Here is a 19,015-nt window from a genome sequence, read left to right as displayed (position 1 = left end):
AACGTGAGTATGAATAAAGGAGAGATTCGATGAAACAGAAAAAATGGATGATGGGCTTAGGTACCATCGTACTCGCTACATCATTAGCCGCTTGTGGGGATACGACAGATGATCCCTCGATGGAGATGTCAGAAGAACAAAGCATGGACCATTCGGGGATGGATCACTCGGGGTCTGGAGAAGTTCCAGACGGGCTGATGGAAGCCAGTGATCCGACGTATCCAGTCGGATCAACCGCGATGATGACAGCGGATCACATGCCAGGGATGGAAGGCGTGGAGGCGACGATTGTCGGTGCATATGATACGACGGTCTACGCCGTCAGCTATACACCGACTACAGGTGGTGACCCGGTAGAAGATCATAAATGGGTGATTCACGAAGAACTGGATAATCCGGACGAGGCGCCTTTGTCTGAAGGGGATGAGGTCGTATTGGCTGCCGACCATATGGAAGGAATGGACGGCGCAGAAGCGACTATCGATACAGTGGAAGAGACGACCGTTTACATGGTTGATTACACGACTGAAGACGGAGAAGAGGTCACAAATCATAAATGGGTGACCGAAAGTGAATTAGAAGCAATGAAATGAATGCAGTAGACCTCGAGTACATCTCGTGGTCTATTTTTTTCGATAAATATTTATTGATAAACGATAAATCATAGCATATGATAAAGAAAATAAAACTAAATGAGGTGTTTGGCAGATGAAACGGGAAACCATCTTTTTGAAACTAGCAGTGATTGTCTTGTCGCTCCCGATTCTTGCGGCCTGTATCTTTTTACTGCCGTTTCTTTGGCGAGACGCAATCGAGAGCGGGGGATGGATTGCGAATTCGATGCGTCCGATTGTCATCGGGATGTATGTGGCGGCAGTTCCCTATTTTATGGCTTTGTTCCAGACGTTTATCTTACTAGGATTGATTGACCGGAACGAGGCATTCTCCTATGAAGCGGTGAAGGTACTTCGGGTAATCAAGTATTGTGCATTGACCATCACGGTTATCTATACGGCGTTGCTTCCCTTCTTCTATTGGTTCGCTGAGCGTGACGACTCGCCAGGATTTTTAGTCATCGGATTCGTCTTCGTCTTCGCCGCATTTGTCATTGCGGTTTTCGCTGAGTTGTTACAGAAACTATTGAAGCGCGCCATCGACATGAAACAAGAAATCGATTTGACGATATGAGGTGAGAGAAATGGCGATGATTGTGAATCTGGATGTGATGTTGGCGAAACGGAAAATGAGTGTGACGGAACTGTCGGAACGAGTCGGGATCACGATGGCGAACTTATCGATATTGAAAAACGGAAAGGCCAAAGCGATTCGTTTCTCGACACTTGAAGCGATTTGCGAAGCACTCGACTGTCAGCCGGGAGACATATTGGAATATCGAGCGGTCGAACGAGCAGAGTGAATCTCTGCTTTTTATATGAATTTGAAACGTGTGCTTACTATGCTCCGTATATAAAAGTATCAGTCAGGGGGAGATGTAGAATGATTCAAACATGGACAGAACGGACACATGAGGCCTTGAAAGGAAAAACGGGGAAACTCATCGGTTGGTCTTTTGCAATGGCGATTTTAGTAGAAGTGTGGCTTATGATAGATCCGACGTATTACGGAATCTAACACAGTTCTACTATTCTTATGATGATCGGTGTGGTTGGACTCATCCTATATGTGATGTCTCTTCCAATGTATATCGGATACAGCTGGATCATTTTAGATACGGTGCGAAATAAGAAATTGCATTTTCAAGATGTATTTAAACCGTTTCGGAAGAATTACCGCTTAAATTTGGCCACATTCCTACTCATGGTTCTCTTCCAACTATTGTGGGGGCTGCTTCTAATCGTTCCAGGAATCATAAAGTACTTTTCTTACGCATTCACTTTCTTTATATTGCGAGATGAGCCTCATTTGTCCCCAACAGAAGCAATTACAAAATCTCGTGGGATGATGCGTGGACAGAAATGGGAAGCATTTAAATTGATCCTGCCAATGATTCCGGTCTTTTTGACGGGTTTCACGTTGAGTATTGTTTTCAAATTACCGATTTTGTCATCCTGGTCGCTGTTAGTTGCGACTTCCCTTGTTCGTCCGTTAGTAGTTGCGCGCTTCGCTGTCATGTATGAAGATACGCGTCGGGTGTACGACGAACAATGGAACAAGCCAGCCTGAAGCATATCGAACAGAGGGGGAATTGAATGAACGTGCTACAATCTTCATGAAGAGAAAGGGGAATGCGGAATGAAGATTGGGATCATCGGGGCCGGTCTGAGCGGAATCATCGCAGCGCGTGAACTCGTGCGTCAAGGTCATGTCGTCGAACTGATTGAAAAGAGTCGAAGCGTCGGGGGACGCTTGGCGACACGTCGAATCGGTGATGGACGAGCCGACCATGGAGCGGTATATTTCACGGTGCGTGGAGAAGAGCTCGAACGAGAGGTACAGTCGTGGATGAATGCAAACTGGGTGCGGGTCTGGTATGCCGACCCTTATCCACGTTATGTCGCGATTAATGGGATGAATGCCCTCGCTAAGCATTTAGCTGAAGATTTGACCGTACAGTTGAATGAACGAGTGGAGAACGTTCAAGTGGAAGAAGACGGAACCGTCACAGTCAAGACAGACGTGACGACGCGTTCATATGATCGAGTCGTGATGACGGCACCGCTTCCACAGTCATTCGAACTACTAGGGAGTTTGGTCGTCCAGATCAAGCCCGCGCTACTTCGTCTCGTATATTCGCCGACGTTCGTGGGTCTTTTTGAATGTGCCGGTGATGTACAGATTGGAGCAGACGGTATTCTCGATCAAGAACTGGTACCTGGTGTATTAAAAATCGTCGATAATCGCCAAAAAGGAATCTCTGCGACACCACTCGTAAGTGTCTATATGGAAGAGGCGTGGAGTGAGGCGTGGTATGAGCGACCGGAAGCAGAGACACTTGCTGAAATAGAGCGGTTAGTGCGTGAAGAAGTCGGAGACCTCGGTATCCAATCACGGCAGTTAAAACGTTGGCGTTACGCGCAAGCGAAAGATGTATGGCATGAGCCGTTTTATCAAGTAAGCCATCATCCCATCTATTTAGCAGGGGACGTCTTCCTTGAAGCTGATGATCCATCCGGACGAACGCGATTCGAAAGTGCCTATCTGTCTGGGTTACGTGTGGCAGAAGCGGTGCAAGAATCAATAGAAGGTTGAAAATCAAGGAGACTTCGATATGAACTCGATTAAGTTAAAATCGTTAAGTATTGACGATCAATCAGCTCTTCACTTATTTGAATGTGAAAACCGTTCCTACTTCGAACGCTCTGTCCCTAGTCGAGGAGATACATACTACGAACCGCAGGGATTCCGTCATGCGTTAGACCGTCTTTTAACCGAGCAAATTGAAGGTACAGGGCGCTATTATGTGATTTGGCATAATGACACGATCATAGGGCGTATGAATGTGCATTCGATTAGAGATGGAGTCGGTGAGGTGGGTTATCGAATTGGGGAAGATTATAGTGGTCGTGGATACGCTACTTCTGCACTCCAACAACTGCTCGCATGCCATCTCCCGGAATATGTCGAACTGATTGCCGAGACGCTAATCGATCACCACGCATCACAATGTGTATTGATGCGCGCTGGTTTTACACGTAACAATCAAGTACGACAGGTTGAATGGGAAGGGCAGACTTTATCATTTTATACGTTTGTATATAGATTTATGAACCGATAGGGCACTCCTTATCGGTCTTTTTATTTGACGCCATTTAGTTTAGGGCATAAACTATAACCATCTAGTTTAGGGGGTAAACTAAAAATGAAAGCATTGATGCGCGAAGCGGTGCAGTTGTTTGAAGAAGTGATGTTCCATGGGACGGAACATGTCATCGAAGCGATGGAGGGAGACGTATGGCGCGAGTATTCGCGTGAACAGCTCCAACTGTTGAAGTTACTCGATCAGTTTGGACCAACTCCGGCTGGGCAATTGGCGCAAAAACAAGGTGTCCATAAAAGTGCGGTCTCGAATCGTCTGAAAAAGTTGGTCGAAAAAGGACTCGTCACGAGTCGACGAGGACAAGATCAACGGGAACGATTGATTGAATTGACCCCAGAAGGGAAACGGCTCGTCGAAGAAGTGGACGGTGCCGTCTATCGATATGTGGAATCCCTCATCGATGGAGAAGTAGACGAAATTGAAATCGAGCAGTTTGTTCGGACGTTCCGAAAAATAAAGCAATTGCTCCGAATCGGGGAGGAATAACACATGCATAAAATCATTCAATGGCGCTGGGGAATTCTCATTTCCCTCATCGTATTGACGACAGCATTATTTGTCGCAGCACCGAACTTAACGAAACAAGCAGAAGAGGCAGGGAGCTTCCAACTTGCGGACGACATGGACTCACAACGCGCACAAGCGATTTTAGATGAAGCCGCGAAGAGTGACAAGACCATCTCCCTCGTCTATGAGTTCGAATCAATCGGTGAGACGGAGCGAACAGATGTCGCGCGTGTCATCGAAGAACTTAAACAAAATGAAACGGTCGTGACAGATGTTCTCGATCCGTTCGAAAACGAGGAGACAGAGGCACAGCTTGTCTCAGAAGACGGACGCATCGTTCTCGTCCCAATCACGGTAGAAGGTACGACGGAAGAAATCAATGCGTTTGCTGATGATGTCCGTGAAAACGTGCTCCCGCAAGAGGAGACAGTATATATCACCGGGGAAGAAATCATTAACAATGATGTGAACTTAAGTGCCCAGGAAGGGTTGAAAAAGACAGAGATCATCACGGTCGTGTTGATTTTTGGATTACTCCTTCTCGTCTTCCGTTCCATCGTGACCCCGTTCATCCCGCTCATCGCGGTCGGATTCACGTATCTGTTGAGCCAATCCTTTGTCGCATTCTTCGTGGATTGGTTCGGGTTCCCGGTATCCAACTACACACAAATCTTCCTTGTCGCCATCTTGTTCGGGATTGGGACAGACTATTGTATTCTACTTCTTAGCCGTTACAAAGAGGAGCTGAGTGAGGGGCGTGCCATCGAAGATGCCATCGTCAATACGTACAAGACGGCAGGACGGACGGTCTTGATTAGTGGGCTCGCGGTATTCGTCGGTTTCGCTGCCATCGGATTTGCAGATTTTCCAATCTTTAAATCAGCTGTCGCCGTTGCGGTCGGGATTGCGGTGTTGCTGCTGATTCTCTTCACGGTCGTCCCGTTCTTTATGGCGACGCTCAAACAGCGACTGTTTTGGCCATCGAAGAAGGCGAGCGAACATCACGACAGCAAGCTCTGGGCTATCTTGAGTCGATTGTCAGTCAATCGCCCGTTCGTATCGATTTTGGTCGTCGGGTTGATTACAGTACCTGTCTTATTCACATATGACGATGCCCGTTCGTTCAATACCGTCGATGAGATTGGAGACGGGTACGATTCGGTTCGTGGACTGAATTTGATTTCTGAAGGGTTTGGTCAAGGGGAATCTCTTCCGGTACAAGTCATTTTGAAACAAGATCAAGCCATTACAGAATCAGAAGTCCCATACATTGAAATGTTCGCAAGCGAACTTGAAAAAGTTGATGGGGTGAATGGTGTTCGTGCGCTCACACGTCCGACTGGTGAAGTGATCGACGATTTTTATGTCGATACGCAACTCGGCGAAGTCAGTGAAGGCTTGACTGAAGCGCAGACGGGTCTCGGTGATGTCCAAACTGGATTAGATGAGATTGAGCAGGGGCTAAACGCGGTCGTCGGACAATTGCCAAGTGGTTCAGCCAATGCTGGGGCGCCACTTGCAGAAGCAGCAGCTGGGCTGAATCAGTTAAATGGTCAACTTGGTCTCATTGGACAAGGATTGACAGCGACTCAAAACATCCCGGCCGCAGTCGGACAGCTCGGCCAAGTGTCAGCAGGGCTCACACAAATCGAGTCAGGAATCAACGAAGCAGCGTCTGCATTGAATGCACAAGGTTCTCAGGTTGGTGAACTCAGCACCGGATTGGGACAACTTGCCACAGGCGTTGGCGAAGCGAACGACGGGCTAGGGCAAATTGAGTCTGGTCTCGGCGAAGCCGTTTCGTTCTTACAACAGTTGAGTGAAGCAGATGCGCTTCGGGAGACAGGCGTATATCTTCCGGAAGGGACACTCACATCGGATGAATTCTCACCTGCCGTCGAACGCTATGTCTTCGATGAAGGAATGGCGACTCAACTCGAGGTCGTCTTGGAGATGGACCCGTATTCGCCAGAAGCGATTGATACCGTCGAGACAATCAAAGAGACGATGAATCGTGCCGTGACGGGAACACCGTATGCGGATGCGACCATCGGATATGCCGGTATCTCGAGCATCAATAGCGATTTAAATGAAACATCGACGAATGATTTCAATCGAACGGTAGCGATCATGCTGGTGACATTGTTCATCGTCTTGACAGCACTGTTCCGCTCGATGATCATGCCACTCTATATGATTGCTTCGCTTCTCTTGACGTACTATACGTCGGCGGCGATCACAGAGCTGATCTTTGTAGAAGGACTCGGCTATGACGGGATCAGCTGGGCCGTTCCGTTCTTTGGCTTCGTCATGTTGATTGCCCTTGGGATTGACTACTCCATCTTCCTGTTAGATCGATTCCGGGAAGAGACGATCAATGGGAAGGCGGTCCGTGAGGCGCTCATCTATTCGATGACGAAGATGGGTACCGTCATTATGACTGCCGCGGTCATCCTCGCCGGGACGTTCGGTGCGATGATTCCGTCAGGTGTGCTCAGTCTCGTCCAGATTGCAACGATTGTCATCACCGGGTTATTACTATACGGCTTGATTGTGTTACCACTTTTAATTCCAGCCATTACGATTTCGTTTGGCGATGGTGTCTGGTGGCCATTCCGGTCAAAGAAAAAGTCATAAGCAGAAACGGATGTCTCGTATGATGAGATATCCGTTTTTTGGGATAGATTGCGGTAGATTCGGGAACAGAAAGTCAGGTCCATTATCTAAGGAGGAATACTGTATGGAAATCGTCATTACCGCAATCTTGAAAGCCCATCCCGGAAAAGAAGAGGCGTTACGTGATGCGTTGTACCGTGTGATTCCACCGTCACGAGCGGAAGAAGGGTGTCTCGCGTACGTTCTTCACGAGGCAATTGATGCGCCAGGTACGTTTGTCTTCTATGAAAAGTACGAGGATGAAAATGCACTCAATCACCATATCCATTCGTCGCACTATCAGGCGTATCGTGATGAAGCCGGAGAGCTTCTCGCTGTACGTGAGGTCTATCGGCTACATGAAGTCTGATTCTGATTGTGTGTGGAATTGAACTGGTCGTACAAGCGTGTCTACCAAGTTGCGTAGCACTTAGGAAAGAAGCCTCTCGAGACATATCTCGGGAGGCTTTTCGATTACGGATTGATTTGTGAGAGGGCATCTTTCTCGATGATGGTATCCGAGAGACGGAGCTGGTTGGTCGCGCGGTCGATATATGGGCTGCATCGATCAAAGACGACCGGTTCTTCTGTCTCGACGGAATAGCACGTGCCATTCCCTGCTCGTTCGGTCAAGTCTGGTTCGTAATAAATATCTTCGTATCGGAAGGCACCCGTCCGAAAGACGGTCAGATTCGGCGTATCATTCAATAAGGAGTCGCCGAGCATATACGCTGGGGAGAGTCCAAGCAAATCGAGAATCGTCGGCGCGATATCAATTTGTCCACCGCTCGCCTCCATGACTTCTCCTGTCGTCAATCCGGGTGGTTTGATGAAGAGAGGGACAGCACGGTCGAGTTGAAACGCGTCAACCGCCGAGTCCACTTCTTCGATGGTAGCCATTTCTTCTCCAGGTGCCGTCAGACCGCTATCGTGGTCACCATATATGACGAGAAGCGTCTCATCCCACAGCCCATCTTGTTTCAATCGTTCGATGAACTGACCGACTGCGGCATCGACGAAATGAACGGTATGATAGTAGTTTTCGAGAAGGGGGTCATCGATATCAGATAGGTCCAACCGCTTCTCGTCTTCCGGGATATCGTACGGTGTATGACTCGTTAAAGCGACTAAAAATGCGTAAAATGGTTCATCCAACTCTTCCATAAATCCAACCGACGTATTTAAGAATTCCTGGTCGTTGAGTGCCATCCCGATGATTCCTTGATCGGGATAGTCTTTGTCGCTAAAGAAATGATTGAACCCGATGTTGTCGTAAAAATCATCCCGATTCCAAAAGTCTTTACGGAATGAGTGCATGGCTGCTGTATCATAGCCCGCCTCGTTCAATGATTGAGAGAGTGCGCTGAACTTATTTCCCGGGAAACGCGTGTAGACGGAACCAGATTTGACAGGATAGAGTGACGTGTTGACGATGAACTCTGCATCGGACGTCCGTCCCTCATGTGTCTGATGATACACGTTCGGGAAGTAAAGCAGGTCACGTCGCAATCGGTTCAAATTCGGGGTCAGTTCCTGTCCATCGATCTGTTGATCGATGACGGATGTTTGGAATGATTCGAGTTGTAAGACGATGACGTTCGTATCCTGACTCGGGGCACTTAATTCCTGATAAGAAAGTGCTCGGATTTGAGAACGCTCCTCGTCTGTCAAGGCTTCGTTCCAGCCCATGGCACGTTCGACGCCTCGAGCGACATCCATCGCGTGATAGCCCCAAAATCCAAGATGGTAGTATTCACGCATATTCGAGATCGGGTCGTCTGCAATCCATTTTTCCCCACGCTGATAACTGAGCGTGAGCGGGATCGTGAAAAGAAGAAATCCAAGTGTGAAGCCGGCAATCGCTAACCGTCTTCCGTTCCACTTCACTTCACGGACAGGATGACGTTTCATATAACGCAAAATCAAACCGTAGATGATGAGGTCGATAAAGAAGAACGCATCGATTGGGCGGATGAGCGTCAAAAAGCCACCCCCGACATCTCCCATCTGCCCGATATCGGATAGTAAAGCGACGGATAATAAGTCTTCAAAATAGCGATAGTACCAGACGTCTGAGACGAGCAGGGTACTATGCAGGAACAGAGAAACGTATAAAATCCATCGGCGGATCGGATAAGACACGGCAAGTGCCCAACTCGTCAGGAGCAAAATCGTCGCCAAGTTGATGAGAAAGAACGAAAAGTCGAACGCCGTCGCGGTCAACCAGCTAAAAAAGAAGAGCTTTGCCAGGGAGAGTGACAAGTAGCTCCAATAATCGAGATATTTGATCATGAACAACACATCCTTTTCATATCCATTCCCGATGAAACGAGTGCGGGAAACGTGAAGATGTGTCCAACAAACAAGAGGCACGTCGACCTCAGTTGATCAGAAACGTATCGCGCAGTTCAATGATGGTTCCTTCTGGTGCTTTCAGTTTACTTAAATGACCGTCGACGACGAAATAGATGTTGCCACCGTGCTTCGGTAAAAACGTGACGCCGAGTTGTTCGAGTCGTGCGACTTCCGCTTTGAGGTCATCCACATAGATCGCAAAATGGACGGGACCGGCCATATGTTTCGAATAATCTTGTAACGTTTCATTCGTTTTAGCAGTCTGGAGCTCGATATAAAAATCACCGAGCTTGAGCCAACTGTTGAAGTCACGCGTATGGAAGTTTCGCGACTCTTGGACGAGTTCAAAACCGAGTGCTTCGTAAAATGTCTTGGACGCAAGATAGTCAGGCGTTTGGATACAGATATGATGGATTTGTTTCATTAGGATGATTCCTCTCATTCAATTTTGATGAAGTGTACGATATGGCCTAGTCAAATACTAAGCGGATGAAGCTATGATGTGAAAAAGACGACAACTTCCCATTTATTTTAGTGTACCGAACGCGTGCTTTTGAAGATACGGGGTAAGAAACTTTTTACGGAAGAAATCGTATGGAAGAGAGAAAAGGATAGAAACCAATGAGGTGAAAGCATGAAAGGAAATGAAATCACGATTCAACCGATTGATGCAGTCAATCGAGATGCGGTCATCGCTCTGACAGTGGACGAGAAACAATCCCGATTCATCGAGACAAATGCCGAGTCGCTTCAAGAGATGGCTGAGGATACGAAATATAATTGGCAGAGCTATGCATTTTATGACGGTGAGCGACCGGTTGGCTTCATGATGGTCGGAGCAGAAAACCAGACAGAACGGTATGTGTGGCTCGATCGTTTCATGATGGATCAAAACGAACAGGGGAAAGGTGTTGGAACGAAGTGCCTACGCATGGCGGTGGACTGGATTCAGACAAAATATGATGTCGATGATATCATCCTGAGCCTCCATCAAGAGAATGAAGCTGCGAAACGATTTTATGCGAAGAACGGCTTTGTCGACAGCGGCTTAATTGATGAATGGAATGGTGAAGCGATTTGGGTCTATCATACAAAAAACCGACCGTCATGAGTCGGTCGGATTCTCGGCTGGACTTGTTGTTTTTGTAGCATTCATGCCCATCGAAAAGAGAACGATAGCTGCAAAGAAGAATAGGGTAACGAACCAGTTTTGGAGAAACGGATCGACAAACGTCGGTTTTTCCAACCAACTCCCGGTTGAGATTTCGGCGTACCAACGTATGTAGAGTGCGATGCGTTCGAGTGTGTATAAGAGTCCGGACAAAAACAACAACATACCACCCGCTACAAGTTGATTGAAACGAGACATAAAACCCCTCCTCTATAGATGTTGTCTATAGTTTACCATTTCCATCCAATTGAGGGGCTTTTATTTGAGTATACTCGGTCGCAACTGTTTGACGCGTGACAAGACGAGCCAACCGAGAAGCGCGCCGGTCAAACTAGAGGCCAGGAACGCCGGGACGAAGAAGAAAGCACCGAACGTCGAGCCCATCAACAGTTTCGCGTACGGGACGGCAATCAACGAAGCGATAACCCCAGTCCCGATGATTTCTCCGAGAGCGGCAGCATAGAAGCGGTTCGTGCGAACGAAGAAAATGCCGGCAAGAAACGCGCCAATCATGCCACCGGGGAACGCGAGCAGTGACCCTGTGCCGGTCATGACGCGAATGAGTCCGGTCACGAATGCGACGAGGACGGCTCCGATTGGGCCGATGGTGACTGCGGCAATCACGTTCACCATATGCTGAATCGGATAAGCGCGGGCGACACCTGTGGGAATCGAGATGAACATCGAGCCGACGACGGCGATGGCGACGAGCATCGCCATCCAAGTGAGTTGTTGAATACGCATGAATAGTCTCCTTTCAAAATAAAAACGCCACGTTTCCAGACGGAAAAATGGCGTGGATATACAGAGACGTATCCCAAGCCACTTCCCTACGCTGGTATGAGCCAGATCAGGTTCAAAGGGTCCGGCACAATGCCGTCTCAGCCCGAAGGCTCCCCTAGTGGTCGTTTATTGATTTGAGTATAGCATAGCTAAAATCGGAAAATGGGCGAAATTATCCCTCATTCTTGGCTAACAGGTCCTCATAGTCCTTCTCGTTCCAAAAGAGCGGTGAGATGGATTCGGGACCTTTTAATATTTCTCCATCCTGGTCGTATACGATGGCATATCCGCTCGCGACATCGAATACGAACAAGTCGGCAGTCACTTCGGTCACGCCGTTCCCGGCGATGATCACGTCATCGATTGGGTCCCGGGCCAGTTCGACGCCCGCTTCATCGAGTTCGACGAGGAGGGCTGACGTGTAGGCATGGCGGTCATAGACCGTTTGGAATTCATCCTGCGTGAGGACGACATCGGTAGGTGGAGCACTTGTACCGAATTTCCGATTTTCAATCTCTTCGACGTATTGAAGGAAGGATTCCTCCTGCCAGAATAGCGGAGCGACCGACTCAGATCCATTGATCACCGTTCCGTCCTGATTATCGAAAATGGTAGCATACGTCCCGTCATCGAGCTTGAATGGGTAAATATCCGCATACGTATGCTCGAGGCCGTTTCCGGCGATGATGACGCGTTCGAACGTCTCGCGAAACGGTTTGATGCCTTGTTGCTCGAGCGCAACGAGGAGTGGTTTCGTTTGTTCGTATTGGTCATAGACGTCTTTAAAGTCCTCACGCGTCCATTCGGTGATGGGTTCATCGGGTGATTCGATTGGGGTTGGATTGTCTGCCACCGTATCCGTACAACCCGTGAGTAAAAGTGCACTTAATCCGAACATCGCCCATCGTCTCATGTTTCCATCCCCTTAACTGACATTTTCCACCATTTTATCATTCATGATGAAAAAGCAGAACCTGTGCACATTCTCACTCGGGGTGAGGACGTCCCGCATAATCATCGAGGGTGCTCTTAAAATGCAGCGTATCTTCTTCAGAAATCGTCACACCTGAGGAGGTGCCGTAGCGAACCGCATGATAAACGGACGGGTTCATCGGTAAATCGATGCGTCGGAACCACTCTTGCAATGTTTCATGGGCACGCAATCGCTTGGCTGGTACGAGAGATTGGTTAAATGTGATCAGCGCATCGCGAATCGGAACGTTCGTGAACGCTGTGAGCGTTGAAACAGACGAATCGTTCTGGTTCTGCACGTCTTGTTGGAACAAGTCTGTGCTTGAATCGATGCTTCGTGTACGCGCCAAACGTTGCTTTCGTTTTCGATAGACATAAAAACCGAGCAAACAGAATGCAATCAAAGCGACCAATAAACCGAGATTTCGTCGTGTGGACTCTCCAGAGCCCGTAAATCTCTCAAGAGGTTTTATTTTTCCTTTTCGAGGATCTAATTCATACGGATAATCTGCTTTAGATTCATCTATTAAAAGCTTACTGTCTTCATCTGATTTGAAATCCGTAGGAGGACTATTATTTTCCTCGACCGGTATCGTTTCCGGGTTATAGAGCCATTCGAATATCCCGGTCGCAACCACCATCATTGTAAAGGTGACGAGAAGTGTGGCGGCAATCATGAGAAAAAACTTGTTCGTCCAGCGCAAGAAGTTACCTCCTTTTTGAATGTTCAGACTATTTGTTGTTTATCTTACCATAAAAAGGTAAAGTTTGATTAAGACAAAAAATGGAGGTCGTCATATGGGCATGGAGCAGGTTATCAAACAGTTGAACGAGGTGTATTTAGGAAAAGAGGATGTCGTACGCCTTTGTTGTACCGCGTTACTCGCGGAAGGACATATTTTATTAGAAGATGTACCGGGTACCGGAAAAACGTTACTTGCCAAGACGATTGCGGCCAGCTTTGACGGGGCGTTTTCAAGGATTCAGTTTACGGCCGACTTGTTACCGTCTGACGTGATTGGCGCAGATTATTTCAACATGCAGACGCAGACGTTCGACCATCGACAAGGACCGATCTTTGCGAATATCGTCTTGATCGATGAAATCAACCGAGCGGTTCCACGAACGCAGTCTGCCTTGCTCGAGGCGATGGAAGAACGACAAGTCTCCATCGGGGGAGAGACGTATCCGATGCTGAAACCATTTTTTGTCATCGCGACGCAAAACCCGATCGAATCAGCGGGGACGTTCCCGTTACCGGATGCCCAACTCGATCGTTTCCTCATTTCGATTCCAGTCGGTTATCCTGATGTCGTCGAAGAACGAGAGCTACTATTACAAGTCATGCGCCAAACACGGAAAACCGTGGAGGCAGTCGCGACGTTAGACGAGTTGCGCCGAGCGCAAGATGAAGTGAAGCAAGTATCGATTCAAGATGACGTCCTCGATTATTTACTCGGGCTCGTTCATGCGACACGAGAACACCAATCTGTCGAGGTCGGTGTCAGTCCACGAGGAGCCATCGCGCTCATGCGAGCGTCTCAAAGTTATGCCTATCTGAACGATCGATTGTATGTCATTCCGGAAGATGTGAAAGCCGTGGCACCTTATGTATTGGCACATCGTCTGACGTTGACGCTTGAAGGAGGCATCAAATCAACGAAACAGGACATCATCCGTTACATCTTAGACACCGTTTCTGTTCCAGTCGAGGGTTGATGATGACGTTCTCGACACATAACGTCCTACAGAAACAATGGATCCCGGTCTACGGATTCGCCGGAGTGATTCTCGTATTTGTCCCGTACATGGAGATTGTCGGGTATGCACTTTGTTTACTTGCGGGCATCGTCTGGTTCTTTGAACGGACGCGGAAACAGTTGGAACAAGCCCTTCGTCTTCATATACATACGCACGAGTCTCTTCTGTTCGTCGGGGATGAGACGGAAGTTCAGGTGATGCTAGATGGAAGTGAAACCGTCGAACGACTCGGGCTTCCCGTTCGCGTTCGCTTGAAAACCAATACAGCGCTCAGCTTTCCAGACCACGACCGGTCCCCGAACAGTCTGGATTTGACGTTACGGACAGATCAGGCTCGTCACGTGCTTCGTGTGCAGGCTGAATTCCGGGGACCAGCTTATATCGAAGAGTGCGTACTTGCTGTGACGCTCCCGTTTCATCTCGGGACGTATCTTCTTGAGTGCCCGATCGAGAAACGATGGACGGTGTTGCCGTCCCTCACGTTACATCCTCCGGTCGGTACGAAACGATTGGCACTCGGTGACCGTCCTTTGACCGCATCACCTTTACGGAATCCACTTCAGGTTCTAGGTTCGAAGCCTTACGAAGGGGAACCGGTCAAAGAGATCGACTGGGTCGCGACGGCGAAACTTGGACGAGTCCAATCGAAAGTCTTTCAAAAGACGTCGCTCGACACGTTCACATTCGCAGTTGATTTGAGTGGGCCGTCCGGCTACACGTTGCATCACGACTTCGAGTCGATCATCAGCCAGGTCGCATATGTGACGACTCGTCTCTTAAAAGAGGAGTGTAAAGTCGAACTGTTCATCAATCGCTTCAATGGTGAAGGAAAGATGGAGCATATCTCTCTTCAAGAGGGAGAACGAGGTTCACGCCTCATCCTCTTGATGTTGGCCGACCTCCATCCCGGGAACCGTTTCATCTCGACAGACGCGTTCGTCCGTATGGTTGAGCGGAAACGCTTGAAGCAAAGTCATCTCGTTTGGTTCAATCAGCATAATTTGTACGACTAACAAGGAACTTTCCTTCTTCTGGCGAACTGTATCATATAGAGATGACCAAAGGGGAGATCTATATGGCAAAACGAAAGTATGCGAATCGACGAGACTGGGAACGGATTTTAAAGAACCGCTACGCGCAAATTCGTGTTCAGACGGAACAATTTTCAGGCGTCGTCGCCTTATTCCAAATCGATGAGGTTCGGGCACCATTATATAAAAAGCATAAAGGGGAAGAATTCATCGTGGCGGATGCCGGGTTTGCTTGGCTCCAATATTTCCCGGACAATGAACCGTTCGGTGTGACGGTCATGTTCAACCCTGACGGTGAAATCGTGCAATGGTATATCGACCTCGTCGACCGAATCGGCGAAGAAAATGGCATTCCGTACATGGATGACTTGTTGCTCGATATTCTTGTATTTCCAAATGGCGATATCGTCAAAAAGGATGAGGATGAGTTCAAGGCGGCGGCTGAAAGCGGCGAGCTGACGCCTGAACAGGTCGAACGTGGATGGCGTGAGTTCGAAGCGACGCTCGAACGGATCGAACGTGGAGACTTCATCTACTTTGATTTGGCAAAAGGACATTACGAACAGTTAAAACAAAAGCTATGAGCGAATTCACTCTCTCTGCTACAGTAAGAGCGTAGGAGGGAGAGTTTTTATGAAAAAAATTGAAATTGAGACGTGGGCACGACGTAAGCACTTCGCGTTTTTCGAAGCGTTTGATGCGCCACATTTCAATGTGACGGCAAACGTAGATGTCACGAACCTATATACATATGCCAAGGAGAGCAATCAATCGTTCTTCAAACTCTTTTTATACGGTGCGGTGAGAGCGGCGAACGCGATTCCGGAATTGCGCTATCGGATTCGTGGTGAAGAGGTCGTCGAACACGAGGTGGTCCACCCTTCGTTCACGGTCATGTTAGACGAGGAAGTCTTCAACTTTTGTGCGGCTACGTTTTATGAAGATTTACCGACATTCTTACAGGAAGTGACGACGCGGATGGAGCAAGCTGGCGATGAAGTCGTGATCGGGGATGACGAGCCCGACGATTTGCTGTATATCACGAGTGTCCCGTGGATCACGTTCACGAGTATCATGCACCCGACGCATCAGCAACAACATGACAGCGTGCCACGCATCGCTTGGGGCAAGTTCGAACGCCAAGGCGAGCGTCTGGTCATGCCGTTATCCGTCCAAGCCCATCATGCACTCGTCGATGGAGTGCATATCGGCAAGTATTACGAAACACTACAAGCTTGGTTAGACGAAGATTTTGCGAAGAAGGTGACCGACGTGCCAGAAGACCATGACTTTGATCGAGCCGTCCGTCTCCGTGAGGAGGGACAACTCGAGCAGGCGAAGCAACTGTTCTTGTCGCTCTTGCGGAAAGATGAAAAGAATCCGAGGTTACATGCGTACTGCGCGTGGTGTTATGACTCGCTCGGGGAAGAACGTCAAGCGGTACCTCATTATGAGCGGGCCATCCGACTCGGGTTGACCGGGGGTGAGTTGGTAGAATCGTATCTCGGACTCGGCAGCACGTATCGGGCACTCGGTCGATACGCGGAGGCGGAACAGTTATTTGAAGATGCGATCGAGCAATTCCCGAATCATGGGGCGCTCAAGGTGTTTCAGGCGATGACGCACTATAACGTCGGTCGCCATGAAGAGGCGACGGGTGCGTTACTCGAGTTACTCGCCAGCCCGAAACCGGACGAGAGTATCGCAAGGTACCGCCGTGCCATCGCATTCTATGCGAGAAACTTAAATGAGACATATGATTAAAGGAGAATGAGACGGGAACAACCCGTCTCATTTTTTTGAATCAAATCGATTGACGGGAAAATCTTCGCATGATATATTTATCTCGAATTAAAGATATTTGAATTTAAGTTAATGGCTCTCTTGGACAAAGGAGGGAGACAGATGGAACCATCTGATGCATTAAAAACAATTACTGTGCTGTTACGTGCCTCTCAGTCGTTACAAGACCTGGTGAAGCAGGAAGTGGCGTCTTACGGATTGAACGCGACCGAGTTCGCCGTACTCGAGTTTTTATATCATAAAGGAGATCAACCGATTCAAGTCATCGGGAAGAAAATTCTCCTCTCGAGCGGAAGTATGACGTACGTCGTGGACCGGTTAGAAGAAAAAGGGTATCTCATTCGTAAGGCTTGTCCGAGCGATCGTCGCATCACATACGCGGCGCTGACGGATGACGGAGAGCGCTTGATGCAAGATATTTTCCCTAAGCATACGGAGCATATGAACGCCGTGTTTGAAGGGATGCAATTAAACGAAACGATTGAACAGTTGAAACAAATAGGAAAGCGGGCAGAAGCCGCAAAAAATTTTAATCATGTATCTTGAAATCAAGATATAAAAGGAGAGAGAATGATGAATCATGTTAAAGGAATTCACCACGTCACAGCAATCACGAGTAGTGCCGAAAAAAACTACGATTTCTTCACTCACGTGTTAGGCATGCGTTTAGTGAAAAAAACGGTCAACCAAGACGACATTCAAACGTATCACTTATTTTTTGCAGACGATAAAGGGAATGCCGGGACAGACATGACCTTCTTCGACTTCCCAGGTATCCCGAAAGGCAAGCATGGGACAAATGAGATCGCGAAGACATCATTCCGCGTGCCGAATGATGAAGCGTTGACGTATTGGCTCCGTCGCTTCGACCGTCTCGGTGTCGAGCACGAGGGGATTCAGGAACAGTTCGGGAAAAAGACGCTCTCGTTTATCGACTTTGATGAGCAGGCGTATCAACTCATCTCAGATGAGTTCAACGAAGGTATCGCGTCGGGCGAGCCGTGGCAAAACGGTCCGATTCCGCTTGAATACGCCATCACGGGACTCGGTCCCATCTTTATTCGGATCGCCGACATCACGTATTTCAAACAAGTGATGGAGCAAGTGATGCTGTTCAAAGAGATTGGACGAGAAGGCGATGTCTATCTCTTTGAAGGAGGTGAAGGTGGAAACGGAGCGCAAGTGATTGTCATTCATGACGACACATCTCCGCAAGCACGTCAAGGATTCGGTACCGTGCACCACGTCGCATTCCGTGTCGAGAATCGTAGCGTCCTCGATGAATGGACAGCACGTCTCCAACAGTTCGGTTTGCCGACTTCTGGCTACGTCGATCGCTTCTTCTTTGAATCTTCTTATGCGCGTGTCGCACCGCAAATCTTGTTTGAATGGGCGACAGACGGACCAGGATTTATGGGGGATGAGCCGTATGAGACAGTTGGTGAGAAATTGTCACTCCCGCCATTCCTCGAAGCGAAACGTTCGCAAATCGAGGCGATGGTACGACCAATCGATACGGTCAGAAGCACGAAAACATTTGAGAAAGAATATGAGGGCATGAAATGAGTTTCTTAAATCGCTTGTTTGGAAAATCAGATGCATCACAACATAACCAAGGAGGAACTACTATGTTAAACATCGGAATCGTACTCGGATCAACTCGTGAAGGTCGCGTCAGTCCACAAGTCGGGGAATGGGTGAAAGAACTCGCCGACAAACGTGGCGATGCCAACTATGAAGTCATCGACATCGCAGATTATAACTTACCGCTCCTCGGTGAAGCGGGTCAAGACGCATCAGGCGCAGCGACCTGGTCGGAGAAAATTGCGCAAATGGACGGATTCATCTTCATCGTCCAAGAATACAACCATTCCATCTCAGCATCTCTTAAAAACGCACTCGACTACTTACGCGTCGAATGGAACAACAAAGCAGCCGGAATCGTCTCATACGGTTCTGTCGGTGGAGCGCGGGCAACAGAACATCTACGGGGTGTTTTGAGTGAATTGTCAATCGCTCACGTCCGTGTCCATCCTGCCCTCTCACTCTTCACAGACTTCGAGAACGGCACGCATTTCGCTCCGAAAGACGTTCAAGCACAATCGGTCAACGATATGATCGACCAACTCCTTCCATGGACGGAAGCGATGCAATCGGTCCGTACGAAAGCGGGAGAAGTTGCAAACAATTAACAAATCG

General features: G+C 48.4%; 24 protein-coding genes and 1 riboswitch. Of the genes, 18 read left to right on the top strand and 6 right to left on the bottom strand.

The genetic code is table 11. The features are described from left to right. Positions 1 to 29 precede the first annotated feature (29 nt). From KNO95_RS09845 to KNO95_RS09805, 10 genes are all read left to right on the top strand, one after another. Positions 30 to 593, top strand: a complete 564-nt coding sequence (locus KNO95_RS09845) for a YdhK family protein (RefSeq protein WP_214702908.1) — start codon at positions 30 to 32, stop codon at positions 591 to 593. A gap of 115 nt (positions 594 to 708) precedes the next feature. After that, entirely contained in the window at positions 709 to 1,188 is a 480-nt protein-coding gene (locus KNO95_RS09840; RefSeq protein ID WP_214702911.1) for a DUF2975 domain-containing protein, read from the top strand. Positions 1,189 to 1,198: 10 nt separating this feature from the next. Continuing rightward, the gene (locus KNO95_RS09835) at positions 1,199 to 1,417 is read left to right on the top strand and encodes a helix-turn-helix domain-containing protein (protein WP_214702913.1); all 219 of its coding nucleotides are present in this window, start codon (positions 1,199 to 1,201) and stop codon (positions 1,415 to 1,417) included. Positions 1,418 to 1,497: 80 nt separating this feature from the next. Continuing rightward, positions 1,498 to 1,632, top strand: coding sequence for a hypothetical protein (locus KNO95_RS14490; RefSeq protein WP_285801758.1), 135 nt, complete (start codon positions 1,498 to 1,500; stop codon positions 1,630 to 1,632). A 30-nt stretch (positions 1,633 to 1,662) separates the two neighbouring features. Beyond that, complete coding sequence (locus tag KNO95_RS09830; protein ID WP_353047594.1) at positions 1,663 to 2,184, top strand: DUF975 family protein; 522 nt, start codon at positions 1,663 to 1,665, stop codon at positions 2,182 to 2,184. A gap of 69 nt (positions 2,185 to 2,253) precedes the next feature. Beyond that, positions 2,254 to 3,210 (top strand): NAD(P)/FAD-dependent oxidoreductase, encoded by a 957-nt coding sequence (locus KNO95_RS09825; RefSeq protein ID WP_214702920.1) that lies wholly within the window; start codon positions 2,254 to 2,256, stop codon positions 3,208 to 3,210. A gap of 19 nt (positions 3,211 to 3,229) precedes the next feature. Further along, on the top strand, positions 3,230 to 3,736 hold the full coding sequence (locus tag KNO95_RS09820; protein ID WP_214702922.1) for a GNAT family N-acetyltransferase: 507 nt from the start codon (positions 3,230 to 3,232) through the stop codon (positions 3,734 to 3,736). Between the two features lie 84 nt (positions 3,737 to 3,820). Continuing rightward, positions 3,821 to 4,264, top strand: a complete 444-nt coding sequence (locus KNO95_RS09815) for a MarR family winged helix-turn-helix transcriptional regulator (protein ID WP_078147853.1) — start codon at positions 3,821 to 3,823, stop codon at positions 4,262 to 4,264. A 3-nt stretch (positions 4,265 to 4,267) separates the two neighbouring features. Next, positions 4,268 to 6,922, top strand: a complete 2,655-nt coding sequence (locus KNO95_RS09810) for an MMPL family transporter (protein WP_214878878.1) — start codon at positions 4,268 to 4,270, stop codon at positions 6,920 to 6,922. 103 nt (positions 6,923 to 7,025) lie between these two features. Then, a complete protein-coding gene (locus KNO95_RS09805) occupies positions 7,026 to 7,310 on the top strand; it encodes a putative quinol monooxygenase (RefSeq protein ID WP_214702926.1) in 285 nt (94 codons plus the stop codon). A gap of 104 nt (positions 7,311 to 7,414) precedes the next feature. On the opposite strand, the gene KNO95_RS09800 is transcribed toward KNO95_RS09805, so the two are convergent. After that, positions 7,415 to 9,232: an LTA synthase family protein gene (locus KNO95_RS09800; RefSeq protein ID WP_214702927.1), complete on the bottom strand. Its 1,818-nt coding sequence runs from the start codon at positions 9,230 to 9,232 to the stop codon at positions 7,415 to 7,417. An 88-nt stretch (positions 9,233 to 9,320) separates the two neighbouring features. After that, entirely contained in the window at positions 9,321 to 9,719 is a 399-nt protein-coding gene (locus tag KNO95_RS09795) for a VOC family protein (protein ID WP_214702929.1), read from the bottom strand. A gap of 210 nt (positions 9,720 to 9,929) precedes the next feature. Between KNO95_RS09795 and KNO95_RS09790 the strand changes: the two genes are divergently transcribed. Further along, positions 9,930 to 10,406: a GNAT family N-acetyltransferase gene (locus tag KNO95_RS09790; RefSeq protein WP_214702931.1), complete on the top strand. Its 477-nt coding sequence runs from the start codon at positions 9,930 to 9,932 to the stop codon at positions 10,404 to 10,406. Here KNO95_RS09790 and KNO95_RS09785 read toward each other — a convergent pair. From KNO95_RS09785 to KNO95_RS09770, 4 genes are all read right to left on the bottom strand, one after another. Further along, complete coding sequence (locus tag KNO95_RS09785) at positions 10,401 to 10,664, bottom strand: hypothetical protein (protein WP_214700446.1); 264 nt, start codon at positions 10,662 to 10,664, stop codon at positions 10,401 to 10,403. The genes KNO95_RS09790 and KNO95_RS09785 overlap by 6 nt on opposite strands. Positions 10,665 to 10,724: 60 nt before the next feature. Then, the gene (thiW, locus tag KNO95_RS09780) at positions 10,725 to 11,210 is read right to left on the bottom strand and encodes an energy coupling factor transporter S component ThiW (RefSeq protein WP_214702938.1); all 486 of its coding nucleotides are present in this window, start codon (positions 11,208 to 11,210) and stop codon (positions 10,725 to 10,727) included. 66 nt (positions 11,211 to 11,276) lie between these two features. Continuing rightward, positions 11,277 to 11,376: riboswitch (TPP riboswitch) on the bottom strand. Positions 11,377 to 11,421: 45 nt separating this feature from the next. Continuing rightward, entirely contained in the window at positions 11,422 to 12,162 is a 741-nt protein-coding gene (locus KNO95_RS09775; protein ID WP_214878877.1) for a hypothetical protein, read from the bottom strand. Positions 12,163 to 12,235: 73 nt separating this feature from the next. Beyond that, entirely contained in the window at positions 12,236 to 12,925 is a 690-nt protein-coding gene (locus KNO95_RS09770) for a hypothetical protein (protein WP_214878876.1), read from the bottom strand. A 94-nt stretch (positions 12,926 to 13,019) separates the two neighbouring features. Here KNO95_RS09770 and KNO95_RS09765 point away from each other — a divergent pair, with 94 nt between their 5' ends. From KNO95_RS09765 to KNO95_RS09735, 7 genes are all read left to right on the top strand, one after another. After that, on the top strand, positions 13,020 to 13,940 hold the full coding sequence (locus KNO95_RS09765; protein WP_214878875.1) for an AAA family ATPase: 921 nt from the start codon (positions 13,020 to 13,022) through the stop codon (positions 13,938 to 13,940). 2 nt (positions 13,941 to 13,942) lie between these two features. Beyond that, a complete protein-coding gene (locus tag KNO95_RS09760; RefSeq protein WP_214878873.1) occupies positions 13,943 to 14,995 on the top strand; it encodes a DUF58 domain-containing protein in 1,053 nt (350 codons plus the stop codon). Positions 14,996 to 15,057: 62 nt separating this feature from the next. Further along, positions 15,058 to 15,597 carry a ribonuclease FAU-1 family protein gene (locus KNO95_RS09755; RefSeq protein ID WP_214685214.1) on the top strand — a complete coding sequence of 180 codons (540 nt, stop codon included), beginning with the start codon at positions 15,058 to 15,060 and terminating at the stop codon, positions 15,595 to 15,597. Between the two features lie 49 nt (positions 15,598 to 15,646). Beyond that, positions 15,647 to 16,777, top strand: a complete 1,131-nt coding sequence (locus KNO95_RS09750; RefSeq protein WP_214878871.1) for a tetratricopeptide repeat protein — start codon at positions 15,647 to 15,649, stop codon at positions 16,775 to 16,777. 141 nt (positions 16,778 to 16,918) lie between these two features. Then, a complete protein-coding gene (locus KNO95_RS09745) occupies positions 16,919 to 17,362 on the top strand; it encodes a MarR family winged helix-turn-helix transcriptional regulator (protein WP_031421914.1) in 444 nt (147 codons plus the stop codon). 27 nt (positions 17,363 to 17,389) lie between these two features. Then, positions 17,390 to 18,382 carry a ring-cleaving dioxygenase gene (locus tag KNO95_RS09740; protein ID WP_214878869.1) on the top strand — a complete coding sequence of 331 codons (993 nt, stop codon included), beginning with the start codon at positions 17,390 to 17,392 and terminating at the stop codon, positions 18,380 to 18,382. Next, positions 18,379 to 19,008, top strand: a complete 630-nt coding sequence (locus KNO95_RS09735) for an NADPH-dependent FMN reductase (protein WP_371742775.1) — start codon at positions 18,379 to 18,381, stop codon at positions 19,006 to 19,008. Before KNO95_RS09740 ends, KNO95_RS09735 begins: the two co-directional genes overlap by 4 nt. The last annotated feature ends 7 nt before the right edge of the window (positions 19,009 to 19,015 follow it).

It is taken from the genome of Exiguobacterium sp. ERU653, from assembly GCF_018617775.1.
GTDB classification, from domain to species: Bacteria; Bacillota; Bacilli; order Exiguobacteriales; family Exiguobacteriaceae; genus Exiguobacterium; species Exiguobacterium marinum.
This window is presented reverse-complemented; position numbering and strand designations above follow the sequence as displayed.